Origin of the sequence: Mangrovicoccus ximenensis (assembly GCF_003056725.1) — a bacterium.
GTDB classification, from domain to species: Bacteria; Pseudomonadota; Alphaproteobacteria; order Rhodobacterales; family Rhodobacteraceae; genus Mangrovicoccus; species Mangrovicoccus ximenensis.
In genome coordinates this window covers 723,364-749,465 of sequence record NZ_QBKZ01000001.1, presented here as the reverse complement: position 1 = coordinate 749,465, position 26,102 = coordinate 723,364, and the positions used below count along the sequence as shown (strand labels likewise).

The following is a 26,102-nucleotide window of genomic DNA, read 5'->3' as shown; positions in this document are numbered from 1 at the left end:
CGGCGCAGGAGCGGACCGGGGCGCAGGTTCAGCAGGACGCAGTGCCGTCCGCGCAGGACAGGGTGGGCGGCTGCGAATGGGCGCAACCGGCTCAGGGAAGCGCGGCGGCCTCGGGCCATGGCCTCCGGTGACGGCTGCGCCGCATCCTGCAGCAGGACTCTGGGGCACCCAGAAGGGCAATCCGGTGCGCGCGGCCGCGATCCTGCCAGAGGTCGCCGCCGAGGCCGAGCCGCCGCTGCGCCTGCCGCTCGTCTCCTATGCGCATGGCGTCATGTCGAACCGGCTCGAAGAGCTGAAGGGCCAGATCGAGGCGATCAAGCCTCTGACGATGCGCACAGATTTCCCCAACGGCACGTGAGCGGAAAACGCCATGGGGTTCTGGAACGTGATCGCCGCGGCTGCTGCGGCCTGGGCGGCGGGGCTGCTGTGGTACCGCGCGCCCTTCGCCCGCAAGCTGAGGCCTGTGGCACCGGTCCGGGCGGACAGCCCGGCGGCGCTCCTTGCCTCCGCGCTGGCAATGCTGCTGTCGGCGGGCTTCCGCGGCACATCTTCTTCGTGTCGGGGCTGACCTCCAACTTGGCTCTGGGATCGGTTGCGGGGCTGGAAGGCGGGCTCTTCTTCGTCGTGCCCTGGCTCAGGATGCTGGCGCTTGCCGAGCGGCGCTCGCTGCAGCTGGTGCTGCTGGATGGCGGCTATGCCGCGCTCGCCACGGCCCTGATGGGCGCGCTGCTGGTCGCCTTCTGACGGGCCGCCCGCCGGGCGCAGGCTTCGGGCAAAAAAAAGGCCGAGACAAAGCTCGGCCGAAGTCCAACAGGGAGGTTGAAAAAGGCGCCAAGTTTCCCGGGCGCCGCTTTCATGTGTACACTTATGATGTATCGGCCGGGCGCTCAAGCCTGCGAGCCGCGCATTCCCGGAATGCCCGCCATGTGCTGTGCGTCAGGTAGGGCTGCGGCCCCGCCTCAGAACATGGTGTTGTCGTTGGCCGAGCTTTCCGGCACCGGCTGGATCACGTCCCAATGTTCGGCGATCATGCCGTCCTCGACGCGGAAGATATCGACAATGGCACGGCCGCGGTCTTCGGGTCCGGCGGTGGAATGGACATGCAGCCAGACGAGGTCTCCATCCGCGGCGCTGCGCTTGATTTCCGAGCGCGCGTCGGGGTTCTCTGCGAAGAGGCCGGTGAAGTAGGTCACGAAGGGCGCCTTGCCGTCAGGCACGTGCGGGTTGTGCTGGATGTAGTCCTCGGCCAGGACTTCCGCGCTCTTCTCCACCTCGTGCCGCTGGAACACGCCCTCGTAGAACTCGACGACAAGGGCGCGGTTGGCCTCTTCGGCCGCGTAATCGCGCTCTGCGGACTGAGCGAAGGCGGTGCCGCATGCCGCGGTGGCGGCGAGGAACAGCGTGGCGGAGAGGGCAGTGCGGGCAAGGCGCATCGGGGAAAATCCTTTCGGCAGAAGGGCCAAGGGGAAACGGGTGGTGTTCTGATAGGCGATCCGCGTCGCGGCGGGAACGGCGCGCCGATGAGCTTATGGTGATAAGAATTGATTTTGTCCTCAAGGTCATTCCGGAGGCACGGACGGCGCAGGCGCCTGCGCGGCATTTCCCGTGGCTTCGGCTCGCCGGACTGCACCGGGGAGCGCGGCCGCAGTCTCGGCCCGACAGGCGCCGCGAAACCCCGCATGGACCGGTGCCGCCGGGAACCCATTGGACAAGCGCGCCGCCGGAGCACCATTCGCCTGGCTGCTGACGGAGGGCAATGCGGAGCAAGCCGGGCAGCCGTTGCCGTCCTGGCGGCGACAGCGCCCGCGCTGCGGCGCGGCGAAGTCCATCTCGCCGAGCGCCTCCAGGATCGGCCCGGTGCCGCCCAGCGAAAAGGCGCTGTCGATCCAGCCGCGGTCCCCTTCCAGGCTCGCGGCCGGGGCGGGCTCCGCCATGTCGGCCACCGCCGAGACCGTGCCCCTGGCCAGCTTCGCCGTAAGCTCCGGCCAGCGGTCGCGCGGCAGGTAGTGATCGGCAAATCCGGCAAAGACCGCATCTCCCGGCCCCATCCGCCCGGCCGTCAGCGCCAGGAATTCGCCGACATGCCCGGGCGCCTGGCTCAGCAGCCAGGTGCCGCCGACATCCGGGACCAGCCCGATCGAACATTCCGGCATCGCGAGGCGGCTGGTCTCGCAGACCACGCGGTGCGAGGCATGGCAGCCGATCCCGACCCCGCCGCCCATGGCATAGCCCTGCATCAGGCTGACCACCGGCTTCGGATATTCCGCGATCTTCAGGTTCAGGCGGTACTCGTCGCGCCAGAACTCCCGCGGCACCGCATAGTCGCCCGCGACCGCCGCGTCGTGAATGAAGCGCAGGTCCCCGCCCGCCGAGAACGCCTTCTCGCCCGCCGCATCGATCAGCACCAGCGCGATGCCGTCATCCCGGCTCCAGCCGTCGAGCGCCGCCTCGATCGCCAGGCACATGCCATGGGTCAGGGCATTCAGCTTGTCCGGACGGTTCAGCGTGATCCGCCCGGCCGCCCCCTCGGTCCGCAGGACGATGTCAGCCATGGAAGCGCCCCGNCAGCGCCGCCCGCCGCCATCCGCAAGGCCGCTCCGCCGGCATCCTGCCGGCCCGCGTCAGTGACCATCCGCATCTCCCGTTGCTGCCGCGACATTGGCCCAAAGCCGCCCGGGTTTCAAATGCAGCCACGCCGCAGCCCGGACGGGACGGAACCGCCATGGCCGCAGGGAGCAGGACCGGGCAGCGGCGGCCTGCCGATCGCCGCGGGCGCCGCCCCGCCGGGAGCGGCCCCTCGGGGCGTCAGGCGCGCCAGTCGCTGCCCAGCCCCTCGATCGAGCGCAGATGCGCGTCCCATTCCAGCGCGAGGTCGCCGTCCTCTTCCAGCATCTGGGCGTACTGGCCATGGACATGGGCGGCGATCTCTTCGTCGACCTGGCGCAGCGGCTGGCCGGTGGAGAGCGCGGCGATCTGGATCTCGCAGGCGCGCTCCAGGTAGAACATGTGCGAGAACATCTCGGCCGCGCTGCGTCCGGTGGCGATCAGCCCGTGATTGCGCAGCACCATGACCGGGTGATTGCCGAAATCCGCGACGATGCGCTCGCGCTCTTCGAGGTCGAGCGCGATCCCCTCGAAGTCGTGATAGGCGGTGCGGTTGTGGAACTGCAGCGAGATCTGGTTGAGCGGCAGGAGCCCCTCCTCCATGCAGGACACCGCGACGCCCGCGCGGGTATGGGTGTGCATGATCCAGGCGGCATCGTGGCGGTGCATGTGGACTGCGGAATGGATGGTGAAGCCCGCCGGGTTGATCCGGTGCGGGCTGCCGTCGACCTTGTTGCCGTTCACGTCGATCTTGACCAGCGACGATGCAGTGATCTCCTCCCAGCGCCAGCCATAGGGATTGATCAGGAAATGCCCGTCCTCGCCCGGCACGCGGGCGGTGATATGGGTGTAGATCAGGTCGGTGAAGCGGTGCAGCGCTGCCAGACGGTAGCAGGCGGCCAGATCTTCGCGGGCCTTGCGTTCGGCCTCGGTCATGGCGATGTCCTTCATGCGATGTCCCTTTCCTTCGCCGGGGCGGCGCGCTGCCCGACGGCCAGTCCGGCCCCTTCGGCGGGAATGTCCCGATGCGCCGCGGCAAGCCTGTCCAGCTCTCGTGCCACCTGTGCCTCCGGCGGGCAAGCGCGGCGCGTTGTCAGGTCGGTATGCAGAAGCAGCGTCTCGATCGTCGCCGAGAGCGTGCCGTCGGCGCGGAAGATGCGGTGGAAAAGCCGCATCTTCTTGCCCGCGCCCTCCAGCACCTGCGTGGTGACGGCCAGCCGCTCGCCGACATGCATCTCGGCGAGATAGCGGATGCGGGTGTCGACGGTGAAGAAGCTTTTCCCCGACGCCACATAGCCGGCATCGGCGCCGATCAGCTGCATCAGCCCGTCGGTGGCCCAGGTTCCGGCCTCCAGATAGGCGGCCTCGTTCATGTGGCCGTTATAGTCGGCCCAGCCGGGCGGCACTTGCCGCGCCGCGGTGACCGGCAGGCCATGCAGCATGCCCCCCGTGCCGAGCTGCGCCTCGTGCTCCAGCACCACGCCGCCCGCGCCCGACCCGCTCTGGCGCAGCGCGCGGATCATGCCGACGAGATTGTCGTCGCGCAGCCGTTCCAGGTCGGCAGTCGTGCGGTCCCCCGTCTGGGCATCGGACTGGGTGCAGATCGCGTCGACCAGCGCGCCGTCGAGCTCCGGCACGTCGGTCAGCCGCGACCAGGGCCAGGCCAGCGACGGGCCGAACTGTTCCAGGTAGTGGCGGTAGCCGGTTTCGCCGCCGGCGATGCGGTAGGTCTCGAACAGGCCCATCTGGCCCCAGCGCAGGCCGAAACTGAGCCGGATCGCGTCATCGACCTCGGCGGTGGTGGCGATGCCGTCGCGGATCATCCACAGCGCCTCGCGCCAGACCGCCTCCTGGAAGCGGTTGGCGATGAAGGCGTCGATCTCCTTGCGCAGCAAGAGCGGCGCCATGCCGACGGAGCGCACCAGCGCCTCGGCCTTCGCGCAGAGCTCCGGGTCCCCGGCGATCTCGACGAGCGGCAGCAGGTAGACCGGATTGAACGGATGCACGACCACGACCGGCGCGCCCTGCGAGGCCAGATCGGCGGCGCGGAAGCCCGAGGTCGAAGAGCCGATCACCGTCCCCGGCGCCGCCTCTGCGATCTGCGCATAAACCCGGTGCTTCAGCTCCAGCCGTTCCGAGACGCTTTCCTGCACCCAGTCCGCGCCCGCGACGGCCTCGGCCAGCGTGGCGGCAAAGGTCAGCCTGCCCTCTTCGGGCAGCGCCCGGTCATAGAGCGCGGGCAGCGACCGGCGGGCGTTTTCCAGCACGGCGGCGATCTTGCGCTCCGCCTCCGGATCGGGGTCAAAGACGGCGACATCCCAGCCGTTCAGCAGGAAGCGCGCCGCCCAGCCGCCGCCGATCAGCCCGCCGCCGATGATCGCGGCGCGGCTCATGCCGCCAGCCCTTCGGGCGCGCGCTTGGTCAGGCCCAAGAGGTCGCGGACCTCCTGCGGTCCCATCAGCGAGGCCCCCATGTTCTCCAGCAGGCTTGCTGCCTTCTCGACCAGCTGGGCATTCGTCGCCAGCACGCCCTTCTCCAGATAGAGGTTGTCCTCCAGCCCGACCCGGACATTGCCCCCGGCCATTGCGGCGGCGGCGACATAGGGCATCTGGTCCCGGCCGAGGCTGAAGGCCGACCAGGTCCAGCCCGCAGGCACGTTCGCCACCATCGCCATGAAGGTGTGCAGGTCGTTCGGCGCGCCCCAGGGGATGCCCATGCAGAGCTGCACCAGCGCCGGATCGTCCAGCACGCCGTCCTTCACCAGCTGCGAGGCGAACCACAGATGGCCGGTGTCGAAGGCCTCGATCTCGGGCTTCACGCCCAGATCGGTCATCATCCGGCCCATGGCGCGCAGCATGTTCGTGGTGTTGGTCATCACGTAGTCGCCGTCGCCGAAATTCATCGAGCCGCAGTCGAGCGTGCAGATCTCGGGCAGGCAGGCGCGGACATGCGCCATCCGTTCCGTGGCCCCGGCCATGTCGGTATTCGGCGCATCCAGCTGCATCGGCGTCTCGGGCGCGCCGAAGGTCAGGTCGCCGCCGATCCCGGCAGTCAGGTTGAGCACGACATCGACATCGGCCGAGCGCACCCGGTCGGTCAGCTCGCGGTAGAGCGCGAGGTCGCGGCAGGGCGCGCCGGTTTCCGGGTCGCGGACATGGCAATGCACGATGGCCGCGCCGGCCTTGGCGGCGTCGATCGCGGCCCCGGCAATTTCCTTCGGCGAGCGGGGCACCAGGCGGCTCTTGTCCTGCGTGGCGCCCGCGCCGGTGATGGCAGCGGTGATGAAGGGCCTGCGGTTCATGCGAAGCGGCATTCTCGTCTCTCCTTACCGGCCCTTCCAGACCGGGTCGCGTTTCTCGGCGAAGGCGCGGGCGCCTTCCTTCTGGTCCTCGGAGCGGTAGAGCCGCTCCACGGTCTCGAACTGGCTGCCGTTGATCCGGTTCATCGCGTCCTGGAACTTCATGTCCTCGGCCTCGCGGGCGATCTCCTTGATCGCGGCGAAGACCAGCGGCGGACCCGAGGCCAGCTCGTCGGCCAGGGCGCGGGCCGCCTCGATCAGCTCACCTCCGGGCAGGATGCGGTTGACGAGGCCCCAGCGATGCGCCTCGTCGGCGTCGAACCAGCGGCCCGTGTAGAGCAGTTCCATCGCGATGTGGTAGGGGATGCGCTTCGGCAGCTTGATGGTGGCGGCATCCGCCACGGTGCCCGAGCGGATTTCCGGCAGCGCGAAGCTCGCGTGGTCGGCGGCCAGGATGATGTCGGCGGCCAGCGCCAGCTCCAGCCCGCCGCCGCAGCAGATGCCGTTGACGGCGGCGATCACCGGCTTGTTCAGCCCGCGCAGCTCCTGCAGCCCGCCGAAGCCGCCGACGCCGTAATCGGCATCCGGTCCCTCGCCTTCCGCCGCGGCCTTCAGGTCCCAGCCGGGGCAGAAGAACTTGGCGCCCGCCCCGGTGATGATCGCGACGCGCAGCTCGGGGTCGTCGCGGAAGGCCAGGAAGGTCTCGCCCAGCTCGCGGCTCGTCGCCATGTCGATGGCATTGGCCTTGGGCCGGTCCAGCGTCACCTCCAGCACGGCGCCGCGGCGCTCGGTGCGGACCGCGGAGGCCGGTTTCGTCATCTCGTTCATTCCATCTCTCCCATCCGGATGAGGGCATCCGCCGCCACCGCGCCCTCGGGCAGGCACATCAGCGGGTTGATCTCGATTTCGCGGAGCCGGCCGGCATGGGCGCCGACCAGCTCCTGGACGGACATCACCGCGTCGATCACGGCGTCCAGATCGGCCGGGCTGCGGCCGCGGTAGCCGGTCAGCAGCCGGCCGGTGCGCAGGCCGGCCAGCGCATCGCGGCGCGGGCGGCCTCCTGCTGCCCGGCGGAGCCCGCGCCCAGGAGGCGCCGCAATCGGGGGGCACGCTGCGCGCAGGCACCCTCGGCGCCAGTTCCAACACCAACGACCCGGCGCTGCGCCAGGACGAATTCGGCGTCATGGCCGCCTACACGACCTTCAACCACCTGGTCGAGATCGCGCCCGACAAGACGCTGGCCCCGGAACTGGCCGAAAGCTGGGAGGCCGCGCCGGGCGCGAAGGAATGGGTGTTCAACCTGCGCAAGGGCGTCGAATTCCACGACGGCCGGTCGATGACCGCCGATGACGTGATCTATTCGATCAACCGCCATCGCGGCGAGGCCTCGCAATCGGGCGCCAAGGCGCTGATGGCGGCGGTCGAGGAGGTGGAGAAGCTCGACAGCCACCAGATCCGCATCCGCCTGGCCTCGGGCAATGCCGACCTGCCCTGGAACTTCTCGGGCGACCACATGGCGATCGTGCCCGACGGCTTCGACGACTGGATGAATCCCGTGGGCACCGGCGGCTATGTCCAGACCTCCTTCGAACCGGGCGTCCGCGCCACCTGGGAGCGCAACCCGAACTACTGGAAGGAAGGCCGCGCCCATGTCGGCGAGGTCGAGTTCCTGGTGCTGAACGACCCGCAGGCGCGCATCGCGGCGCTGCAATCGGGCCAGATCGACGCGCTCGGCCTGGTCGATCCGGTCGCGGTGGAGATGCTCAAGGGCAGCGGCGCCGCCCAGGTCGTCAACAGCGCCGGCGGCCAGTTCTGGAGCTACGCCGCGAACTGCAAGCTCGCGCCCTTCGACAACGTCAATGTCCGCCGCGCGCTGAAGCACGGCATCGACCGGCAGAAGATCCTCGACATCGTGCTGCGCGGCAACGGCCGGATCGGCAACGACCAGCCGGTGGCGGCGACCGATCCGCTCTACAACACCGAGCTGGCCCAGACCCCCTATGATCCGGAAAAGGCGCGCCACTACCTGAAGGAGGCCGGGCTCGACGGCCTGTCGCTCCAGCTCGACACCTCGGACGCGACCTATGCCGGCTCCGCCAATGTCGGCCAGCTCTTCCGCCAGGCGGCGCAGGAAGCGGGCATCGGCATCGAGGTGATGCGCCAGCCCGCCGACGGCTACTGGGACCAGATCTGGCTGAACCCGTCGCGGCAGATGACCTCGGGCGTCTGGATGGGGCGGCCGACGGTGGACATGCTGATGTCGACGATCTTCGCCGGCGATGCGCCCTGGAACGAGGCCTTCTGGTCGGATCCGCGGTTCGACAGCATCCTGGTCGAGGCCCGCGCCGAGCTCGACGCCGCGAAGCGCAAGGACATGTACTGGGAGCTGCAGTCGATCATCCATGCCGATGCCGGGCATGTCATCCCGGTCTTCGCGGATTTCATCGATGCCTACAGCCCGCGTGTGCGCGGCCTGATGCCGACGCCCTCCTGGTACCTGATGGGCGCGCGCTTCACCGAGCGCGTCTGGCTCGCCGCCTGATGGGCAGGCTTCTGCTCCGCCGGAGCGGGACGGGGGTGCTCCTCGTCCTCGCCTCCACCCTGCTCCTTTTCCTCGCGGGCGAGATGATGCCGGGCGATTTCGCCTCGAAGCTGCTCGGCGCCTCCGCCACGCCCGAGACCGTCGAGGCGCTGCGCCTGTCGCGCGGGCTCGATGCCTCGCCGTTGGCGCGCTACCTGGACTGGCTCGGCGGGCTCCTGCAGGGCGATCTGGGCCTGTCGCTGACCAATGGCCGCGAGATCGGCGCGCTGATCGCCGCGCGTCTCGGCAACACGCTGATGCTCGCCGGGCTCGCCGCCGCGGTCGCGGTGCCGCTGGCGCTGGCGCTCGGAACGCTGGCGGCGGTCTTCCGCGACAGCTGGATCGACCGCGCGGTGCTGGTGCTGACCATGGTGACCGTGGCGACGCCCGAGTTCTTCTTCGCCTATGTCGCCATCGCCGTTCTGGCGGTGGAGCTGAACTGGCTGCCCTCGATCTCCATTCCGCGCCCGGGCATGAGCCCCTGGGAGGTGCTGCAGGTGCTGGTCCTGCCGGTGCTGACGCTCGTCGTCACCTCGACGGCGCATGTCGCGCGGATGACCCGCGCCGCGATCGTCGCGGCGATGGAGCAGGACTATGTCGGCACCGCCATGCTGAAAGGCCTGCCGCGCGGCCGCATCGTGCTGCGCCACATCCTGCCCAATGTGGCCGCGCCGGTTTCGGCCGTGGTGGTGATGACGCTGGCGGATATCGTCGTCGGGCTGATCATCGTCGAGACGATCTTCGCCTATCCCGGCATGGGCCAGCTGATGGTCGATTCCGTCGCCAAGCGCGACATCACCGTGGTGCAGGCCTGCGGGCTGATCTTCGCCGCCACCTACATCTTCCTCAACATGGCCGCGGACATGCTGGCGATCGCCTTCAATCCCCGGCTCCGGAGCGCCAGATGAGCCTGCACGACATCACCGCGCCGCCCCTGCGCGCGCCCGGCCTCGCCCGCCTGCCGGCGCTGCGTCGCCGTCGCCGCTCGGACCGGTTCGCAAGCGATGGCGGCTCCGGGAGGGGGCGGAGGCGGGAATGGAGGTCACCACGCGCCTCCCTGCGATTGCAGGCCATTGCCTGCCGGGCGCCAGATCGCTGCCAGCCCAGCGGACGGGCGGGGCGGCAGCCGGCGCCGGGCCCGATCTGAAAGTTGGATGGCCGCGGCGGTTGCCGGAGGCCGTCTTGTCGAGCCGCAAGGAGGATCGCCACGGGGTCATGCCGGTCCGCGGCAGGGGAGCGGATGATCCGGGGGAGCGCCTCGAGAGGGCGGACGTGCCGGGGAAGAGCGTCTGCGTCCCCGTGATCACCGGGCCGGTCCGCTGCGCCGCGGGGCGATGCCCGCCGCGGGGCCAAGGCTGCGCATTTTTAACGCAGCGCCATCGCCGGAAGCCGGCGCCGCGCCCCGGGGACTGGCCGCTTGGGCAGGATGGGATCGACATGAGCGCCGGAATGGCCGCATGATGATGGGCGCCCCGGTGCGGAAACCGGCGGCACAGAGCGCCTGCGGCGAGAAGGCATCAACCGGATGGCAACCTCGGGGAGCTGTTCCGCTTGATGCCGCGCCGTTCTCGGTATACGTACGTACACAATGCGTGCGGGGGCCAGCGGGGCCGCCGTGCCTCGAGCCGAGTCAGCACCGGAACCAGGGATCGTCATGAGCTTGTACACCGACTACCTAAACGAAATCGAAACCCGCAAGGCGGAAGGCCTGCATCCCAAGCCCATCGACGATGGCGCCCTGGTCGCGGAGCTGATCGCGCAGATCGAGGATGCCGGCAACGAGCACCGCGCCGACTCGCTGCAGTTCTTCATCTACAACACGCTGCCGGGCACCACGAGCGCCGCGGGCGTCAAGGCTGCCTTCCTCAAGAAAATCATCCTGGGCGAAGCCGAGGTCGCGGAAATCACGCCGGACTTCGCCTTCGAGCTGCTGTCGCACATGAAGGGCGGCCCGTCGGTTGCCGTCCTGCTGGACCTGGCGCTCGGCGAAGATGCCGCCGTCGCCGCACAGGCCGGCGAGGTTCTGAAGACCCAGGTGTTCCTCTATGACGCGGACATGGCCCGCCTGAAGGATGCCTTCGAGGCCGGCAATGCCGTCGCCAAGAACATCCTGGAGAGCTACGCCAAGGCCGAGTTCTTCACCAAGCTTCCCGATGTCGAGGACGAGATCCAGGTCGTCACCTACATCGCCGCCGAAGGCGACATCTCGACCGACCTGCTGTCGCCCGGCAACCAGGCGCATTCGCGGTCCGACCGCGAACTGCACGGCAAGTGCATGATCTCGGAAGCCGCGCAGAAGGAAATCGAGGCGCTGAAGCTGCAGCATCCCGGCAAGCGCGTCATGCTGATCGCCGAGAAGGGCACAATGGGCGTGGGCTCGTCGCGCATGTCCGGCGTGAACAACGTGGCGCTGTGGACCGGCAAGCCGACCTCGCCCTACGTTCCCTTCGTCAACTACGCTCCGGTCGTCGCGGGCACCAACGGCATCTCGCCGATCTTCCTGACGACCGTCGGCGTCACCGGCGGCATCGGTCTCGACCTGAAGAACTGGGTCAAGAAGCTCGACGACAACGGCAAGCCGGTGCTGAACAACGAGGGCAACCCGGTCCTCGAGCAGAAATACTCGGTCGCCACCGGCACCGTGCTGACCATCGACACCAAGGCCAAGAAGCTGAAATCCGAGGATGGCAGCGAAGAGCTGGCCGATGTCGCCTCGGCCTTCACGCCGCAGAAGGTCGAATTCATGAAGGCGGGCTCGTCCTACGCCATCGTGTTCGGCAAGAAGCTGCAGACGTTCGCGGCCGAGACGCTGGGCGTCGAGCCGACCCCGGTCTTCGCGCCGAACAAGGAAGTCACCGCCGAGGGCCAGGGCCTGACCGCGGTCGAGAAGATCTTCAACCGCAACGCTCTGGGCGTGCCGAAGGGCAAGGTGCTCTATGCCGGCTCGGACGTGCGCGTGAAGGTGAACATCGTCGGCTCGCAGGACACCACCGGCCTGATGACCGCGCAGGAGCTGGAGGCCATGGCGGCCACCGTGATCTCCTCCACCGTCGATGCCGCCTACCAGTCGGGCTGCCACACCGCGTCGGTCTGGGACAAGAAGGCCCAGGCGAACATTCCGAAGCTCATGTCCTTCATGAACAACTTCGGCGTGGTGACCGCGCGCGACCCGAAGGGCCAGTATCACGCGATGACCGACGTGATCCACAAGGTGCTCAACGACATCACCGTGGATGACTGGGACGTGATCGTGGGCGGCGACAGCCACACCCGGATGTCGAAGGGCGTCGCCTTCGGCGCCGACTCGGGCACCGTGGCGCTGGCGCTGGCAACCGGCGAGGCAACCATGCCGATCCCGGAATCCGTGAAGGTCACCTTCAAGGGCCAGATGGCGCCGCACATGGACTTCCGCGACGTGGTGCACGCCACCCAGGCGCAGATGCTCCAGCAGCATGGCGACAACGTGTTCCAGGGCCGGATCATCGAAGTCCATATCGGCACGCTGCTGGCCGACCAGGCCTTCACCTTCACCGACTGGACCGCGGAGATGAAGGCCAAGGCCTCGATCTGCATCTCCAATGACGAGACGCTGATCGGCTCGCTGGAACTGGCGAAATCGCGCATCCAGGTGATGATCGACAAGGGCATGGACAACGAGGCAGGCACGCTTGCGGGCCTGATCGCCAAGGCCGACAAGCGCATCGCCGAGATCCGCTCGGGCGAGAAGCCCGCGCTGCGTCCCGACGACAATGCCAAGTACTTCGCCGAAGTCGTCGTCGATCTCGACCTGATCGACGAGCCGATGATCGCGGACCCGGACGTCAACAACGCCGATCCGTCGCGCCGCTACACCCACGACACCATCCGTCCGATTTCCTACTACGGGTCGGAGAAGAAGGTGGATCTGGGCTTCGTCGGCTCCTGCATGGTGCACAAGGGCGACATGAAGATCGTCGCGCAGATGCTGAAGAACCTGGAGAAGGCGAACGGCAAGGTCGAATTCAAGGCCCCGCTCGTCGTGGCCGCGCCGACCTACAACATCATCGACGAGCTGAAGGCCGAGGGCGACTGGGAGATCCTCCAGAAGTACTCGGGCTTCGAGTTCGACGACCTGTTCCCGAAGACCCAGAACCGCACCGAGTACGAGAACATCCTCTATCTCGAGCGTCCCGGCTGCAACCTCTGCATGGGCAACCAGGAGAAGGCCGCCAAGGGCGACACCGTGCTGGCGACCTCGACCCGCCTGTTCCAGGGCCGCGTCGTGGAGGACAGCGCCGAGAAGAAGGGCGAGTCGCTGCTCGCCTCGACCCCGGTGGTGGTGCTCTCGGCCATTCTCGGCCGCACGCCCTCCGCGGACGAGTACAAGGCCGCGGTGGAAGGCATCGACCTGACCAAGTTCGCGCCGCCTGCCGCCGCACCGGCGACTGCCAACTCCGTCCATTTCTGAGACGGCCAGGGGCCGGGTCCGGAGCGGCATGCACCGGGTCCGGCATGACCGGAACATTCCAGGGGGCAGCGCCGGGGGCCGGCGCTGCCCCCTGCGCTTTTGCGGGCCCGCTTCCGGCCGCGGCACCGGCTTCCGGTCCGTCCGGTCGCGATGAGGCGTTGCGCCCCTTGCCGTCGCCCCTCGGCACGCGGGCCAGCGCCACCGTCAGGTCGCGCGCCAGCCGCCCCTCGGGCGCGGCGCCGAAAATGTGCAGCCCGTCGCGGATCTGGCTTTCCTTCAGCTCGCAGAGATAGGCATCGAGCCGCGCCAGCCGCGCATCATCGTCGAGACCGTCCAGCCCGGCATCCTCGTCGAGCCCGGTCACCGACATCATCGACAGGATTTGCCCGCGCAGATGGCCGATCCGCCGCGCGTCCACGCCGGCCGCCTGGTAATACTCGTCGACCAACGCCTCGAGCTCGCGCAGCGGCCCGTAGGTCTCGGCCCGCGTGAGCGGCGGCGTCAGGTGGTCGATGATCACGGCCGACGCGCGGCGCTTGGCCTGGGTGCCCCTCCTCGGCGACGGCATCGCCCCAGGGCGACAGGGTTTCGGTTGTGCCGGAATTCAGCCCGTCCTCGCGCAGCACCGCCGCCGGGCAGGCGAAGGCGAAGGGGAAGGGTAGCCGCTTCGCCGTCGCGACCGTCCATTTCGCGCCGAGCGCCTCGGTCACCGGCCCGGCCAGCNCGCTCGTCGGCAACCACCAGATCGCCGCCCGACACATCGAGCCGCGGCGCCTCGACCGCCTCCTGCAGGCTGGCGCCGGTTTCCAGGAGCTGCGCCGCAATCTGGCCGACGGCCGGCATGATCTTGCGCCCGCCCGAGGCGCCGAGCGCGAAGCGGCGGTTGCCGGTCTCGCCCAGCACCGGGCAGACATTCATCAGGCAGCGCTTGCCCGGCGCCAGCGAGTTCGGCTTGCCGGGTTCGGGGTCGAACCACATGATGCCGTTGTTCAGCACCAGACCGGTCGAGGGCGAGACCGTCCGGGACCCGAAGACAGACAGCAGCGTCTGGGTCATCGACACCATGTTGCCCGCGCGATCGACGATCGAGAAATGCGTGGTGCAGCCCGGCGCCTTTGCCGNAGTCGTGGTCGCCCATATGCGACAGCCGCCGCGCNATAAGCCTCNGCGCATCGCAGCGGCCCGCGCGACATGGGCGNGCGGGGCTGTCCGCCTCGNGCGGCGGCATAGAGCGCCTGCCATTCCCCAGCCGAATCCGCGAGCGTCGGCCCGGCGGTCAGGCCCGGGACCGCGAGGATGCGGCCCTTGCGGTAGGGAATTTCCAGCGGGTCGGCCCAGTCGGGCGCATACTCCGCCAGATCCTCCGCCGTCAGGAAGCCGCCCTTGGCGGTGACGTCCTTCACCAGCGCGGCAGCCAGGTCGCCGCGGTAGAAATCCTCCGCCCCGGCTTCGGCCAGCCGCTGCAGCGTCGCCGCCATGCCCGACTGGTCGAGCCGCACATCCGCCAGCGCCGTCCAGCCGAAGATCTTCGGCCATTGGCCATCCTCGAGGAACATCGCCGCCGCATCCGGGTCCTCTGCCAGCTCGCGCGCCGCGGAGGCGATGATCAGCGCGGAATACCAATAGACCGCATGACGGATGCAACCGACCCTGCCGATCTGGGCGCCATCGAGGCGCGCCGCTTGATCGCGCGGCGCAAGCTCTCGCCGGTGGAGCTGGCCGAGGCCTGCATCGCCCGCGCCGAGACGCTGGACCATGCGCTGAACGCCATGCCTGCGCGCGATTTCGGCCGGCTGCGCGACGGCGCGAAAGCCGGAAAAGGCCCGCGCCATCGCCACCGGGTCGAGCGCCTTGGCCACGGCGGTGTTCAGGAGCACCGCATCGAAGCCCATCTCCATCGCCTGCGCGGCCTGGCTCGGCGCGCCGATCCCGGCATCGACCACCAGCGGCACGCCCGGGAAATGCGCCCGCATCGTGCGCAGCCCCTCGATGTTGCGCAGCCCCTGGCCGGAGCCGATCGGCGCCCCCCAGGGCATCAGCACCCGGCAGCCCGCCTCGATCAGCTTCTCGCCGAGGATCAGATCCTCGGTCGTGTAGGGGAAGACCTCGAAGCCCTCGGCGCAGAGGATGCGCGCCGCCTCGACCAGCGCGAAGGGATCGGGCTGGAGCGTGTCCGCATGGCCGATCACCTCGAGCTTGACCCAGGGCGTTTCGAAGAGCTCGCGCGCCATCTGCGCGGTGGTCACGGCCTCCTTGACCGTGTGGCAGCCCGCGGTGTTCGGCAGGATGCGGCGGCCGGCCTCCTTCAGGATTTCGCGGAAGGCGCCGCCCTCGCGTCCTTCGCGGCGCAGCGAGACGGTGATCACCTCGGCGCCCGAGGCGGCGATCGCCTCGGACAGGATCTGCGGCGAGGGGTACTGGGCCGTGCCCAGCATCAGGCGGTTCGCCAGCTCGGTGCCGTAGAACATGGCTCAGCCCCCCTGCATCGGTGCGAGGATCTCGACCCGCGCGCCATCGCGCAGCGCCGCGTCGCCGCGCAGCCCGCTTCCTCGGCGGCATCGCCGCGCATCTGCTGACCATCGGCATTGCCCGCTTCGCCTATACGCCGCTGCTGCCCGCGATGCAGGCCGAGGCCGGTCTGACCCAGCAGGGCGCCGGGCTGCTCGGGGCGCTGATCTATGCCGGCTACCTCTCGGCCGTGCTGCTCCTGGCGGGCCTGCGCGACCCGATGCGGCGGCTGGCAGTGTTCCGGGCCTGCCTGGTGCTCGCCGTCCTCAGCACCGCGATGATGGGCCTGGCCAGCCATCCCTGGCTCTGGGCCGTGTCGCGCTATCTCGGCGGGCTGAGCGGCGCGGGCGGCATGCTTCTGGCCGCGGAATTCATCCTCGGATGGCTGCGCCGCAACGACGCGCGGCCCGATCTGGGACCGCATTTCATGGGGCTGGGCCTCGGCATCTGCCTCAGCGGGCTGGTGGTGCTGCTTCTTGGCCCGCATCTCGGCTGGGCCGGGCTATGGGGCGTCTTCGCCGGGCTCGCCGCCCTCCTCCTGCCCGTTGCCTGGACGCTCACGCCGCAGCCCGAAGCCGACGCGGCGCCCCCCGCAGGACAGCGGAAACCCCGCCCCGCCCCCGGCGCAAGGCGCTGGTTCTGGCTGTTCGGAGCGGGCTACCTCGCGGCCGGATGGGGCTATGCCGTCGGGGCCACCTTCTGCGTCGACATCCTGGCGGCAAGCGGCCATGGCGGCGGCACGGCAGCGGCGGCCTGGATCATCCTGGGACTGGCAAACGCGGCCGGCGCGATGGCAGGCTCGGTCATTTCCCGCTGGTTCGGACTGGCGCCGGTGCTGTTCGGCGCGATGGCGCTGCAGGCGCTGTCGCTGGCCGGGCTCGCCGCAGGCGGCGGCATCGTCTTCGCCTATCTCTCGGCGATCCTCTTCGGGGCCGCCTTCGTGGTCGTCGTGGCGCTGTCCCTGCTGCTCGCCGGGCTGCGCATGCCCGGCGCCTCGGGCCAGGAAATGGCACGGATGACGCTGCTCTACGGCACCGGCCAGATTCTCGGGCCGCTGGCCACGGCGGAGCTGGCTGCGCGCAGCGGCAGCTATGCCCCCGCGCCGCGCGGTGATCACCGGCGGCATGGGCGAGTGACCATGGCCGCGGCAGCCCTCCGCTTCGAGACCCCGGCATCCCTGCCGGTGGAGCGGCTCCTTGTCGGGAAACCGGCGGAGGCGGCGGCGGAGCTGCTGCCGCGGATCTTCTCGCTTTGCCGCGCCTCGCAGCGGCTGGCGATCCGCATGGCGCTGGACCTGCCGGTGGCAGAAGCCGACCGGAGTGCGCTGGAGCAGGACATTGCCCGCGACCATGCGCTGTTTCTCGGCGTGCTGCTGCCGAAGGCGCTCGGCCTCGCGCCGCATCCCGACCCGCTCGCCTTGGCGGGCGAGGTTAAAGACTTTGTCAAGGATTGCCCGGATTTCGAGGGCTTTCTGACCGATGCCTGCCCGGTTTCCCGGGTTCTGGCCGAAATCATTGCCCGCTTTCCCGCGGGCACGGCGGTGACCGGCGCTCTGCCGCTGCCGTCGGCAGAGCGGATGACCGCCTCTGCCGCAATCGAGAACACCGTGGTCGCGCAGCTCCCTCCCTTCCCGCTGTTGCGCCACGTCTCCGCCCGGTTCGGGCGGGGACCGCTCTGGCGCGTGCTTGCGCGGGTGCTGGCTCTCTCCTCCGCCTTGCCAGCACCAGCCAGGCCGCGCCAGGGCGTGGCTGTCGTTCCCGCCTCGCGCGGGCTCTATGCCGTCGAGGCCGCCCGGCAGGACGGCCGGGTGACCCGGTTCCGCCGCTGGACGCCGACCGGGCATCTGCTTGCGCCCGGCGGCATTCTGGAACAATCGCTTGCCACCTGCCCGCCGGGGCAGGCGCAGGTCTTGCTTGCGCTCCTGGACCCGTGCCAGCCTGTCGCCCTGAAGGAGGCCCATGATGCATGAAATGTCGCTCTGCGAGGGCATCCGCGAGGTGATCGAGGATCAGGCCCGCCGCCATGCCATCGGCGAGGTGCGCCGCGTGCGGGTGGAACTGGGAAAATTCGCGGGCGTCGAGAAGCCCGCGCTGGAATTCGCCTTCGAGGTGGTGATGCGCGGCACGGTTGCCGAGGGCGCCGCGCTGGAGATGATCGACCTGCCGGGCCGGGCGATGTGCTTCGACTGCATGGCCGAAGTGGAGATTGCCAAGCGGCTCGACCCCTGCCCGGAATGCGGCGGCGGCAAGCTGATGCCGGTCGGCGGAGATGAAATGCGGATCAAGGATCTGGAGGTCGCCTGATGTGCACGGTTTGCGGATGCGGAGATGCCACGGTCGAGGGCCATCACGGCCATGAGCATGGTCACCACCATCATCATGATCACCGCCATGGTGACCTGCATTTCGGCGAAGGCGCCGCCGGCGTTGCCGTCGCAGGCATGACGCAGGAGCGGATCATCGAGGTCGAAACCTCGATCCTCGCCAAGAATGACGGCTATGCCGCCGTGAACCGGGCGTTTTTCGCCGGCCGGGGGGTGCTTGCGCTGAACCTCGTCTCCTCGCCGGGCTCGGGCAAGACGACGCTCCTGTGCAAGACGATCGAGGCGCTGGGGGACCAGCCGCTGGCGGTGATCGAGGGCGACCAGCAGACCGCCAACGATGCCGAGCGCATCCGCGCCACCGGCGCGCAGGCGGTGCAGGTCAATACCGGCAAGGGCTGCCACCTGGACGGCCACATGGTCGGCCATGCGCTGGAGCATCTGGAGCTGAAGCGGGGCAGCCTGCTTTTCATCGAGAATGTCGGCAATCTCGTCTGCCCGGCCGCCTTCGATCTGGGCGAGGATGCCAAGGTGGCGATCCTGTCGGTCACGGAGGGCGAGGACAAGCCGCTGAAATACCCCGACATGTTCACCGCCGCACGGCTCGCCGTCCTGAACAAGACCGACCTCGCGCCGCATTGCGATGTCGATCTGGACCTCTACGAAGAGAACCTGCGACGGGTGAATCCAGGGATCGAGATCCTGCGGGTTTCGGCGCGGACCGGCGAGGGCATGGCGGGCTGGACCGGCTGGCTGCGCGCCCGTCTCGCCGAGAAGGCGGAGCTGGCGGGATGACCAGCCTGCCCTGCATCCTACTGGTCGATGACGAGGATCACGCGCTGCATTCGATGCGGATGGCGCTGGAGGACGAGTTCGACTGCTTCACCGCCCCGAACGCCGCCGAGGCGATGAAGGTGATGGAGGAGCAGTTCGTCCAGGTCATCCTGTGCGACCAGCGGATGCCGGGCCAGACCGGGGTCGAGTTCCTCTCGGAGGTGCGCGACCGCTGGCCGGACGTGATCCGCATCATCATCACCGGCTATACCGAGACCGCCGACATGATCGCGGCGATCAACGAGGCGGGCATCTACCAGATCGTCACAAAGCCCTGGCACCCGGACCAGCTGATCATGGTGGCCAAGAACGCGGCGCAGCTGTTCCGGCTGAACCGCGAGCACGAGCAGCTCAGCCTCGAAATGCGCTATCTCAGCCGCTCGGTGGAAACCAAGCTGGAGGAGCAGCGCAAGGCGCTGCGCGAGGGCCTCGGATTCGAGAAGGTGCTGCGCGGCCCCGACAGCCCGATGAACGCCGTGGTCGAGCAGGCCCGCCAATTCGCCAGCTTCGACGTGCCGGTCCTGATCTCGGGCGAGCCGGGGACCGGCAAGGCGGCGCTGGCGCGGGCGATGCACTATGCGTCGCTGCGCTCGGACCGGCCCTGCCACGAGATCACGCTGGTGGGCGTCGAGGACGACCTCTTGGAGCTGGAGCTGTTCGGCGCGCGGCGCGGCGCGCTGCCCGGGCTGCAGGTCAACAAGATAGGGCTGATACAGAAGGCCGAGCGCGGCACGCTGATCCTGAACGGGGTGGACAGCCTCAGCCCGGCGATGCAGCTGAAGCTGCTGCCAGTGGCGCTCGGCCAGCAGTTCCGCCCGATCGGCGCGGCCGAGATGCAGCGCTGCGACGTGCGGCTGATTGCCGGAAGCCATCGCGACCTGCGCGCGGCGGTGGGCGAGGGCGCGTTCCGCGAGGACCTGTATTACGCGCTGGCCGCGGCGTCGCTGTCGGTGCCGCCCCTGCGCGCGCGGCTGAAGGATCTGGGGATGCTGGCGCATGAGGCGCTGTTCGACGCGGCCTCGCGGCACGGCAAGATCGTGCACGGGCTGTCGGACGATGCGCTGGCGTTTCTCGGCAACCACGACTGGCCGGGCAACCTGCGCGAGCTGGAAAACGAGATGCTCAGGATGCTGATCTTCAGCCAGGACACGGTGCTGGGCCCCGAGCTGATCTCGCGGCACATCCTGCAGGCGACGCCGTCGCGGGAGGGGTCGGACCCGTCCTTCGACCGGGTGCTGGCCGGGACCGGCACGCTGAAGGACCGGGTCGAGGAGATCGAGATGCGCATCCTGCGCGAGACGCTGACACGGCTGAAATGGAACAAGAGCCGCGCGGCGGCCGAGCTGGGCCTGTCGCGCGTGGGGCTCCGGGCGAAGATCGAGCGCTACGGCATCCCGGAACCGAACCGGATCGAGGAGGACTGAAGAGATGTGCCTTGGAATTCCGGGCCGGATCGTGGCGGTGACCGACGCTGCGCGCCAGATGGCGATGGCCGAGGTCTCGGGCGTGCGCCGCGAGGTCAATGTCGCCTGCGTGGCGAGCGCTCCGCTGGAGGATCTGGTCGGCAAATGGGCGCTGATCCATGTCGGCTTCGCCATGGCGCTGATCGACGAGGACGAGGCGGCGGCGACGCTCGACGCGCTGCGCGAGCTCGGCGAGGCGCAGGAAGCCCTCGAGGCGATGGCGGCCGGCGACGCGGCGCTGGGGGAACGCGCATGAGATACATGGAGGAATTCCGCGACCCGAAACCGGCGAAGGCGGTGCTGGCCAAGATCGCGGCGGTCGTGGACGAGATCGGCGCGACGGCTGAAAAGCCCCTGCACATCATGGAGATCTGCGGCGGGCACACCCATGCGATCTTCCGCTACGGGCTCGACAAGCTGACCCATCCCGGCATCGAGTTCATCCATGGCCCCGGCTGCCCGGTCTGCGTGCTGCCGCGCGCCCGGGTCGACGAATGCATCGCCATCGCGGAACGGCCCGAGGTCATTTTCACCACCTTCGGCGACGCGATGCGGGTGCCGGGGACGCAGAAGTCGCTGATCCAGGCCAAGGCGGAGGGCGCCGACATCCGCATGGTCTATTCGCCGCTCGACGCGCTGGAACTGGCGCGGCGCAATCCGGAGCGCGAGGTGGTGTTCTTCGGGCTCGGCTTCGAGACCACGACGCCCTCGACCGCGCTGTCGATCCAGGCGGCGGCGCGCGAAGGGCTGGCGAATTTCTCGGTCTTCTGCAACCACATCACCGTGCCGCCGCCGATCCGCGCGCTTCTGTCGGACCCGGACATGGTGCTCGACGGCTTCGTCGGGCCGGGCCATGTCAGCATGGTGATCGGCATCCATCCCTATGACTTCATTGCCGAAGACTTCGGCAAGCCGATCGTGGTGGCGGGATTCGAGCCGCTCGACCTGCTGCAATCCGTGCTGATGGTGGTCGAGCAGATCCGCGACGGCCGCGCCGAGGTCGAAAACCAGTATGCCCGCGTCGTGCCCGAGCATGGCAATCCGGTCAGCATCGCGGCGATCGCCGATGTCTACGAGATGCGGCCGAGCTTCGAATGGCGGGGCTTGGGCGAAATCGACGAGAGCGGGCTGCGCATCCGGGCGGCCTATCGCGGCTACGATGCCGAGGCGAAATTCGGCATCGGCTACGGCGCGGCGGCCCGCGTCGTCGAGGAGCCCGAGGGCTGTGCCTGCGGCCAGGTGATGACCGGGCGGCTGAAACCGACGGGCTGTCCGCATTTCGGCAAGGGCTGCACGCCCGGGATGCCGCTCGGCGCGCTGATGGTGTCGAGCGAGGGCGCCTGCGCGGCTTATTACCAATACGGAGGCGCGCGGGCGGCGGCGGAATAGGGGAGGGGGCGCGCCCCCTCCCCGGCCCCCTCCCCCGGCCCCGCGGCAGAGGAAGCAAGCAATGCCCAAGGATACGGCCTTTCGCGACGAGCGTGTCACGCTGGCCCATGGCGGCGGCGGCAAGGCGATGCGCGAGCTGATCGAGAGCGTCTTCGCCAGCGCCTTCGGACCGCCGGGCATGGAAGACCAGGCGCGGCTGAGTTCGGCGGCGCTGCAGCTGCCGGGCGCGCGGCTCGCCTTCACCACCGACAGTTTCGTGGTCGATCCGGTGGAGTTTCCCGGCGGCGATATCGGCAAGATCGCGGTCTGCGGCACGGTGAACGACCTGGCCGTGGGCGGGGCGCAGCCGCTGTGGCTCTCGGCGGCCTTCATCATCGAGGAGGGCACGGAGATCGCGCTGCTGCGGCGGATCGTGGCCTCGATGGCGGAGGAAGCGGCGAAGGCGGGGGTGCGGATCGTCACCGGCGACACCAAGGTGGTCGGGCGGGGCTCGGCGGACAAGGTGTTCGTCACCACGTCGGGGGTCGGCGCGATCCCGCCGGGGCGGGAGCTGGCGGCGGAGCGGATCCGGCCCGGCGACGTGGCGATCGTCAACGGCGTGCTCGGCGATCATGCTGAGCTGGAATCCGGCGGCGGTGCTGGGGCGGCGCCACGCCGTCCGGGCGCTTGCTGCGCCCGAAGCGGCGCCGGTTCCGGCGGAAACCGGCCTGCCGCCCCCGCTTCCGGCGGAGTGAGACGAAAATGTCGCGCCCGGACCGTCGCAAAACCGTCACGTCGAGGCTACATTAGGCCGCAAACCGGCAAGCGACTATCGGGGAGACATGTCATGCGCATTGCAGTTCTGGGGGGAGACGGGTTCGTCGGCTGGCCGACGGTGCTTCACCTGTCCGAGGCGGGCCATGACGTCCACATCATCGACAACCTGTCGCGCCGCTGGATCGATACCGAGCTGGGCGTGCAGTCGCTGACCCCGATGGACAGCGTGCAGGAACGCTGCCGCATCTGGCACGAGGTCACCGGGCGGCGGATCCATTTCCACCTGATCGACGTCGCCAAGGACTACGAGATCTTCAAGGCCTGGCTGACGGACAACAAGCCGGATGCGATCATCCACTTTGCCGAGCAGCGCGCCGCGCCCTATTCGATGAAGACCGACCGCCACAAGGTCTATACCGTCAACAACAACGTCAACGCGACGCATAACGTGCTGGCGGCGATGGTGGAAACCGGGGTCGACGCGCATCTGGTCCATCTCGGCACCATGGGCGTCTACGGCTATTCGACGATCGGCGCGGCAATCCCGGAAGGCTATCTGCCCGTGGATATCGCCAAGCTCGACGGCGAGAAGGTCGAGCAGGAGATCCTTTATCCGACGCGCCCGGGCTCGGTCTACCACATGACCAAGTCGCTCGATCAGATCCTGTTCCAGTTCTACGCGCAGAATGACGGCCTCCGGATCACCGACCTGCATCAGGGCATCGTCTGGGGCACCCATACCGACCAGACCCGCCGCCATGACCAGCTGATCAACCGCTTCGATTATGACGGCGATTACGGCACGGTGCTGAACCGTTTCCTGATCCAGGCGGCGATCGGCTATCCGCTGACCGTGCACGGCACCGGCGGCCAGACCCGCGCCTTCATCCATGTGCAGGATTCGGTGCGCTGCATCGAGCTGGCGCTCGGCGACGCGCCGGAGCGCGGCGACCGGGTGAAGATCTTCAACCAGATGACCGAGACCCACCGGGTTCGCGATCTGGCCGAGATGATCTCGAAGATGACCGGCGCCAAGGTCGCCTACCTGCCGAATCCACGCAAGGAAGCCGCCGAAAACGACCTGATCGTGAAGAACGACCAGTTCCTGGCGCTGGGGCTCGATCCGATCACGCTGGCCGAGGGTCTTCTGGAGGAAGTCGTGGACGTGGCGAAGAAATTCGCGCATCGCGTCGACCGCTCGCGGGTGCCTGCGGTCTCGGGCTGGACCAAGGAGCTGGGCGCGCGGGTCGACCGCGATCCCGAGGGCAAGGCGCTGCGCGAGGTCGGCTGAGTGTCGGGACTTCTGGCGGGTACGCCTGCGCTGAGCGAGCATGCCTATGTGACGCTGGTGACCAATGCCGATTACGCCCGCGGGGCGGCGGCGCTGGTCCGCTCGCTCAGGCTGACCGGCACTCAGGCGGATTGCGTCGTGCTGTTCACCGGCGGCGTGGCCGATGCCGATCTGGCCGAGCTGCGGTCTTTGGGCGCGCGGCTGGTGCGGACCGAGCTGCTGGAGACCTCGGAGGCCTTCAATGCCGCCCATGCGAGGACGGCGCTGCATGGCGCGGCGCCCTTCACCAAGGGCGGCAAGCCGTCCTTCCATACGCCCCTGGACAATTTCGCCAAGCTGCGGCTCTGGCAGCTGACGGAATACAGCGCGGTCGTCTTCATCGATGCCGATGCCATCGCGGTCCAGACTTGCGACAAGCTCTTCGGGTTCCCCGAGTTCTGCGCGGCGCCGAATGTCTATGAGAGCCTTGCCGATTTCGGCCGGATGAATTCCGGGGTCTTCACCGCGCGGCCCTCGGAGGCGACCTTCGCCGCGATGATGGAGGCGCTCGATGCGCCCGGCGCCTTCTGGAGGCGCACCGACCAGACCTTCCTGGAGAGCTTCTTCCCGGACTGGCATGGGCTGCCGATCTATTTCAACATGCTGCAATATGTCTGGTTCGCGATGCCGGAGCTCTGGGACTGGTCCCGGATCCGCATCCTGCATTTCCAGTACGAGAAGCCCTGGCAGGAGCCGCATCCGAAAGCGGCGGAGCTGGCGCCGCTGATCGGGCTCTGGCAGCGGATCGCCGCCGGAGGCGACATGCCGCCGCTGGCCGATCTGCCCCGGCCATGACCGTCTGGGCCGTCACCGGCGGCACCGGGCTGGTCGGCCGCTTCATCGTCGAGGACCTGCTGGCAGCGGGAGAAGAGGTCGTGGTCCTGAGCCGGGCCCGGCAGCCCGACCCGCCCTTTTCCCGGCCGGCCGAGGTCCGGCCCTTCCTGCTGGACCGCGCGGCGGAGACGGATCTGCGGGGGGTGGACCGGCTGGTGCATTGTGCGTTCGACCATGTTCCGGGCCGCTACCGCGGCGGCGAGGGCGACGATCCCGAGGGGTTCCGGCGGCGCAATGCCGGGGGCTCGCTGGCGCTGTTCCGGGCGGCGCGCGAGGCCGGGGTTGGATCGGCGGTGTTCCTGTCTTCGCGCGCGGTCTATGGCGCCTATCCGCCGGGGACGTTGCTGGCCGAGGATTTGGTTCCGCGGCCGGACACGCTTTACGGCGCGGCGAAGCTGTCGGCCGAGGAGGGGCTGGCTGGTGACCGAGCTGCCGCTGGCCGAGAACGGCGTCGCCTTCGCCTGAGGCAGGGCCTGCGGGCCTTGCGGAATCCTGCCGCGGCGCTAGAGTCCGCCGCCCGCCCGTCCGGAGACGCGGAAGGGCGGCGGCATCTCTGCATCCACGGGAAGGAACCGCCATGGCGGCCGCGAAAAAGGGCGCACGCACGCTCGGTGACCTGCAGGCCGCTGGGCTTCTCGGCGCCGGGGTCACGCCGGAGCTGGCCCGCGTGGCCGAACGCTATGCCGTTTCGGTGACGCCGGGCGTGATCGAGACGATCCGCGGCGCCGACCCCGAGGGCGGCGTGGCGCGGCAATACCTGCCCGCCGCGGAGGAATTGCAGGAGACCGCGGCCGAGCTCGACGATCCGATCGGCGACGGCGCGCATTCGCCGGTCAAGGGCGTGGTCCACCGCTATGACGACCGGGTGCTCTTGAACCTCCTGAAGACCTGCGCCGTCTATTGCCGCTTCTGCTTCCGCCGCGAGATGGTCGGTCCGGGATCGCGCGGGCTCGATGCGGGGGAGCTGCGGGCTGCGCTCGACTACATCCGGAACGAGCCGCGCATCTGGGAGGTGATCTTCTCGGGCGGCGATCCGCTGACCTTGTCGCCGCGGCGGCTGCGCGCGGTCCTGGAGGAGCTGGCGCAGGTGGAGCATGTCGGCGTGGTGCGCTTCCATACCCGCGTGCCGGCCGTGGCGCCCGAGATGGTCACGGACGAGCTTCTGGCCGCGCTGCGCTCCGGGCCGACCGCCTTTGTGGTGCTGCATGTCAACCATCCCGACGAGCTGACCACGGAAGTGCGCGCCGCGATCGCGCGGCTCGTCGATGCGGGCATTCCGCTGTTGAGCCAGTCGGTGCTCCTGAAAGGCGTCAACAACTCCGCCGAGGTTCTGGGGCGGCTCTTCCGCGCGCTCGTGCGCAACCGGGTGAAGCCCTATTACCTGCACCATGCCGACATGGCGCGCGGGACCGGCCATTTCCGCACCTCGATTGCCGAGGGTCAGGACCTGATCGACGCGCTGCGGCGCAGCCATTCGGGCGTCTGCGTGCCGAATTACGTGCTCGACCTGCCGGGCGGAGCAGGCAAGGTGCCGGTCGCGCGCAGCTGGATTCTCGGGCAGGAAGACGGCTGCTACCGGCTGCGCGACCGCCATGGCGCGGGGCATGAGTATCGCGACGCGGCTGCCGGACCGGGCCCGGATCGCGGCTGAAACCGCCCCCGGGTGGCAATAAAACAGGCTTATTGCTCACAAAATGGGCAAATGTTATGCGCTAACGCCGCAGGGGCGGGCCGTTCC

General features: G+C 69.1%; 25 protein-coding genes and 3 pseudogenes. 17 read left to right on the top strand and 11 right to left on the bottom strand.

What is annotated here, in order from left to right:
* Window positions 1-76: 76 nt before the first annotated feature.
* From C7T91_RS04210 to C7T91_RS04200, 3 genes are read left to right on the top strand one after another with little or no spacing between them, the layout of a single operon-like run.
* Window positions 77-358, top strand: coding sequence for a Rossmann-fold NAD(P)-binding domain-containing protein (locus C7T91_RS04210; protein WP_108258108.1), 282 nt, complete (start codon window positions 77-79; stop codon window positions 356-358).
* A 12-nt stretch (window positions 359-370) separates the two neighbouring features.
* Complete coding sequence (locus tag C7T91_RS04205; protein WP_108258107.1) at window positions 371-568, top strand: hypothetical protein; 198 nt, start codon at window positions 371-373, stop codon at window positions 566-568.
* Window positions 556-744, top strand: coding sequence for a DUF1761 family protein (locus tag C7T91_RS04200; protein ID WP_108258106.1), 189 nt, complete (start codon window positions 556-558; stop codon window positions 742-744). Before C7T91_RS04205 ends, C7T91_RS04200 begins: the two co-directional genes overlap by 13 nt.
* Before the next feature lie 215 nt (window positions 745-959).
* On the opposite strand, the gene C7T91_RS04195 is transcribed toward C7T91_RS04200, so the two are convergent.
* The 7 genes from C7T91_RS04195 to C7T91_RS34670 all read right to left on the bottom strand — a co-directional run bounded on the left by C7T91_RS04195 (window position 960) and on the right by C7T91_RS34670 (window position 6,912).
* On the bottom strand, window positions 960-1,433 hold the full coding sequence (locus C7T91_RS04195) for a nuclear transport factor 2 family protein (RefSeq protein ID WP_108258105.1): 474 nt from the start codon (window positions 1,431-1,433) through the stop codon (window positions 960-962).
* 126 nt (window positions 1,434-1,559) lie between these two features.
* The gene (locus tag C7T91_RS04190; RefSeq protein WP_108258104.1) at window positions 1,560-2,552 is read right to left on the bottom strand and encodes an enoyl-CoA hydratase/isomerase family protein; all 993 of its coding nucleotides are present in this window, start codon (window positions 2,550-2,552) and stop codon (window positions 1,560-1,562) included.
* 253 nt (window positions 2,553-2,805) lie between these two features.
* The gene (locus tag C7T91_RS04185; protein WP_236637967.1) at window positions 2,806-3,555 is read right to left on the bottom strand and encodes a class II aldolase/adducin family protein; all 750 of its coding nucleotides are present in this window, start codon (window positions 3,553-3,555) and stop codon (window positions 2,806-2,808) included.
* Window positions 3,552-4,997, bottom strand: coding sequence for a carnitine 3-dehydrogenase (locus C7T91_RS04180; RefSeq protein ID WP_108258103.1), 1,446 nt, complete (start codon window positions 4,995-4,997; stop codon window positions 3,552-3,554). The genes C7T91_RS04185 and C7T91_RS04180 overlap by 4 nt, the downstream gene beginning before the upstream one ends.
* Window positions 4,994-5,917 (bottom strand): BKACE family enzyme, encoded by a 924-nt coding sequence (locus C7T91_RS04175; RefSeq protein WP_108258102.1) that lies wholly within the window; start codon window positions 5,915-5,917, stop codon window positions 4,994-4,996. The genes C7T91_RS04180 and C7T91_RS04175 overlap by 4 nt, the downstream gene beginning before the upstream one ends.
* A gap of 12 nt (window positions 5,918-5,929) precedes the next feature.
* The gene (locus C7T91_RS04170; protein ID WP_108258497.1) at window positions 5,930-6,721 is read right to left on the bottom strand and encodes a carnitinyl-CoA dehydratase; all 792 of its coding nucleotides are present in this window, start codon (window positions 6,719-6,721) and stop codon (window positions 5,930-5,932) included.
* A gap of 5 nt (window positions 6,722-6,726) precedes the next feature.
* Window positions 6,727-6,912, bottom strand: a complete 186-nt coding sequence (locus C7T91_RS34670) for an acetate--CoA ligase family protein (protein ID WP_236638038.1) — start codon at window positions 6,910-6,912, stop codon at window positions 6,727-6,729.
* 173 nt (window positions 6,913-7,085) lie between these two features.
* Between C7T91_RS34670 and C7T91_RS04160 the strand changes: the two genes are divergently transcribed.
* From C7T91_RS04160 to C7T91_RS04145, 3 genes are all read left to right on the top strand, one after another.
* Window positions 7,086-8,444, top strand: a complete 1,359-nt coding sequence (locus C7T91_RS04160; protein WP_108258100.1) for an ABC transporter substrate-binding protein — start codon at window positions 7,086-7,088, stop codon at window positions 8,442-8,444.
* Complete coding sequence (locus C7T91_RS04155; RefSeq protein ID WP_108258099.1) at window positions 8,444-9,391, top strand: ABC transporter permease; 948 nt, start codon at window positions 8,444-8,446, stop codon at window positions 9,389-9,391. The genes C7T91_RS04160 and C7T91_RS04155 overlap by 1 nt, the downstream gene beginning before the upstream one ends.
* Window positions 9,392-10,137: 746 nt before the next feature.
* Complete coding sequence (locus C7T91_RS04145) at window positions 10,138-12,930, top strand: bifunctional aconitate hydratase 2/2-methylisocitrate dehydratase (protein WP_108258097.1); 2,793 nt, start codon at window positions 10,138-10,140, stop codon at window positions 12,928-12,930.
* Window positions 12,931-13,081: 151 nt separating this feature from the next.
* Here the strand turns inward: C7T91_RS04145 and C7T91_RS04140 are convergent.
* The 4 genes and pseudogenes from C7T91_RS04140 to C7T91_RS04120 form a co-directional block, all read right to left on the bottom strand.
* Window positions 13,082-13,489: pseudogene (locus tag C7T91_RS04140) on the bottom strand (cobaltochelatase subunit CobN); the annotation flags it as partial.
* On the bottom strand, window positions 13,447-13,995 hold the full coding sequence (locus C7T91_RS04135) for a gamma-glutamyltransferase (protein WP_236637965.1): 549 nt from the start codon (window positions 13,993-13,995) through the stop codon (window positions 13,447-13,449). The gene C7T91_RS04135 and the pseudogene C7T91_RS04140, both read right to left, overlap by 43 nt.
* On the bottom strand, window positions 13,983-14,687 hold the full coding sequence (locus C7T91_RS04130) for a gamma-glutamyltransferase (RefSeq protein WP_236638037.1): 705 nt from the start codon (window positions 14,685-14,687) through the stop codon (window positions 13,983-13,985). Before C7T91_RS04130 ends, C7T91_RS04135 begins: the two co-directional genes overlap by 13 nt.
* Before the next feature lie 57 nt (window positions 14,688-14,744).
* Window positions 14,745-15,398, bottom strand: a pseudogene (locus tag C7T91_RS04120) (thiazole synthase); the annotation flags it as partial.
* A 20-nt stretch (window positions 15,399-15,418) separates the two neighbouring features.
* On the opposite strand from C7T91_RS04120, the gene C7T91_RS04115 reads away from it, so the two are divergent.
* From C7T91_RS04115 to C7T91_RS04070, 11 genes and pseudogenes are all read left to right on the top strand, one after another.
* Window positions 15,419-17,407, top strand: a complete 1,989-nt coding sequence (locus C7T91_RS04115) for a YbfB/YjiJ family MFS transporter (protein ID WP_108258096.1) — start codon at window positions 15,419-15,421, stop codon at window positions 17,405-17,407.
* Entirely contained in the window at window positions 17,400-17,741 is a 342-nt protein-coding gene (gene hypA, locus C7T91_RS04110; protein ID WP_108258095.1) for a hydrogenase maturation nickel metallochaperone HypA, read from the top strand. Before C7T91_RS04115 ends, hypA begins: the two co-directional genes overlap by 8 nt.
* Window positions 17,741-18,553: a hydrogenase nickel incorporation protein HypB gene (gene hypB, locus C7T91_RS04105; RefSeq protein ID WP_108258094.1), complete on the top strand. Its 813-nt coding sequence runs from the start codon at window positions 17,741-17,743 to the stop codon at window positions 18,551-18,553. Before hypA ends, hypB begins: the two co-directional genes overlap by 1 nt.
* Window positions 18,550-20,016, top strand: coding sequence for a sigma-54-dependent transcriptional regulator (locus C7T91_RS04100; RefSeq protein ID WP_108258093.1), 1,467 nt, complete (start codon window positions 18,550-18,552; stop codon window positions 20,014-20,016). The genes hypB and C7T91_RS04100 overlap by 4 nt, the downstream gene beginning before the upstream one ends.
* Window positions 20,017-20,020: 4 nt before the next feature.
* On the top strand, window positions 20,021-20,311 hold the full coding sequence (gene hypC, locus C7T91_RS04095) for a HypC/HybG/HupF family hydrogenase formation chaperone (RefSeq protein WP_108258092.1): 291 nt from the start codon (window positions 20,021-20,023) through the stop codon (window positions 20,309-20,311).
* A complete protein-coding gene (gene hypD / locus C7T91_RS04090) occupies window positions 20,308-21,444 on the top strand; it encodes a hydrogenase formation protein HypD (protein WP_108258091.1) in 1,137 nt (378 codons plus the stop codon). The genes hypC and hypD overlap by 4 nt, the downstream gene beginning before the upstream one ends.
* A 61-nt stretch (window positions 21,445-21,505) precedes the next feature.
* Window positions 21,506-22,061: pseudogene (locus tag C7T91_RS33275) on the top strand (AIR synthase related protein); the annotation flags it as partial.
* Between the two features lie 209 nt (window positions 22,062-22,270).
* Window positions 22,271-23,491 (top strand): NAD-dependent epimerase/dehydratase family protein, encoded by a 1,221-nt coding sequence (locus C7T91_RS33270; protein ID WP_201741990.1) that lies wholly within the window; start codon window positions 22,271-22,273, stop codon window positions 23,489-23,491.
* Window positions 23,492-24,325: a glycosyltransferase gene (locus C7T91_RS04080; RefSeq protein ID WP_236637964.1), complete on the top strand. Its 834-nt coding sequence runs from the start codon at window positions 23,492-23,494 to the stop codon at window positions 24,323-24,325. It begins immediately after the preceding gene.
* Window positions 24,322-25,059 carry an NAD-dependent epimerase/dehydratase family protein gene (locus tag C7T91_RS04075; protein ID WP_108258089.1) on the top strand — a complete coding sequence of 246 codons (738 nt, stop codon included), beginning with the start codon at window positions 24,322-24,324 and terminating at the stop codon, window positions 25,057-25,059. Before C7T91_RS04080 ends, C7T91_RS04075 begins: the two co-directional genes overlap by 4 nt.
* Window positions 24,942-26,015: a lysine-2,3-aminomutase-like protein gene (locus C7T91_RS04070; protein ID WP_108258088.1), complete on the top strand. Its 1,074-nt coding sequence runs from the start codon at window positions 24,942-24,944 to the stop codon at window positions 26,013-26,015. The genes C7T91_RS04075 and C7T91_RS04070 overlap by 118 nt, the downstream gene beginning before the upstream one ends.
* Window positions 26,016-26,102: the final 87 nt, after the last annotated feature.

Bases quoted from the DNA above. Each gene is read 5' to 3' on its own strand.
- C7T91_RS04075 (WP_108258089.1), top strand. From the start codon at position 24,322: ATGACCGTCTGGGCCGTCACCGGCGGCACCGGGCTGGTCGGCCGCTTC.
- hypC (WP_108258092.1), top strand. From the start codon at position 20,021: ATGTGCCTTGGAATTCCGGGCCGGATCGTGGCGGTGACCGACGCTGCG.
- C7T91_RS04185 (WP_236637967.1), bottom strand. From the start codon at position 3,555: ATGAAGGACATCGCCATGACCGAGGCCGAACGCAAGGCCCGCGAAGAT.
- C7T91_RS04195 (WP_108258105.1), bottom strand. From the start codon at position 1,433: ATGCGCCTTGCCCGCACTGCCCTCTCCGCCACGCTGTTCCTCGCCGCC.
- C7T91_RS04175 (WP_108258102.1), bottom strand. From the start codon at position 5,917: ATGCCGCTTCGCATGAACCGCAGGCCCTTCATCACCGCTGCCATCACC.
- C7T91_RS04210 (WP_108258108.1), top strand. From the start codon at position 77: ATGGGCGCAACCGGCTCAGGGAAGCGCGGCGGCCTCGGGCCATGGCCT.
- C7T91_RS04205 (WP_108258107.1), top strand. From the start codon at position 371: ATGGGGTTCTGGAACGTGATCGCCGCGGCTGCTGCGGCCTGGGCGGCG.
- C7T91_RS04160 (WP_108258100.1), top strand. From the start codon at position 7,086: ATGGCCGCCTACACGACCTTCAACCACCTGGTCGAGATCGCGCCCGAC.
- C7T91_RS04155 (WP_108258099.1), top strand. From the start codon at position 8,444: ATGGGCAGGCTTCTGCTCCGCCGGAGCGGGACGGGGGTGCTCCTCGTC.
- C7T91_RS04100 (WP_108258093.1), top strand. From the start codon at position 18,550: ATGACCAGCCTGCCCTGCATCCTACTGGTCGATGACGAGGATCACGCG.
- C7T91_RS04190 (WP_108258104.1), bottom strand. From the start codon at position 2,552: ATGGCTGACATCGTCCTGCGGACCGAGGGGGCGGCCGGGCGGATCACG.
- C7T91_RS04170 (WP_108258497.1), bottom strand. From the start codon at position 6,721: ATGACGAAACCGGCCTCCGCGGTCCGCACCGAGCGCCGCGGCGCCGTG.
- C7T91_RS04180 (WP_108258103.1), bottom strand. From the start codon at position 4,997: ATGAGCCGCGCCGCGATCATCGGCGGCGGGCTGATCGGCGGCGGCTGG.
- hypA (WP_108258095.1), top strand. From the start codon at position 17,400: ATGCATGAAATGTCGCTCTGCGAGGGCATCCGCGAGGTGATCGAGGAT.
- hypD (WP_108258091.1), top strand. From the start codon at position 20,308: ATGAGATACATGGAGGAATTCCGCGACCCGAAACCGGCGAAGGCGGTG.
- C7T91_RS33270 (WP_201741990.1), top strand. From the start codon at position 22,271: ATGCGCATTGCAGTTCTGGGGGGAGACGGGTTCGTCGGCTGGCCGACG.
- C7T91_RS04145 (WP_108258097.1), top strand. From the start codon at position 10,138: ATGAGCTTGTACACCGACTACCTAAACGAAATCGAAACCCGCAAGGCG.
- C7T91_RS04070 (WP_108258088.1), top strand. From the start codon at position 24,942: ATGGCGGCCGCGAAAAAGGGCGCACGCACGCTCGGTGACCTGCAGGCC.
- hypB (WP_108258094.1), top strand. From the start codon at position 17,741: ATGTGCACGGTTTGCGGATGCGGAGATGCCACGGTCGAGGGCCATCAC.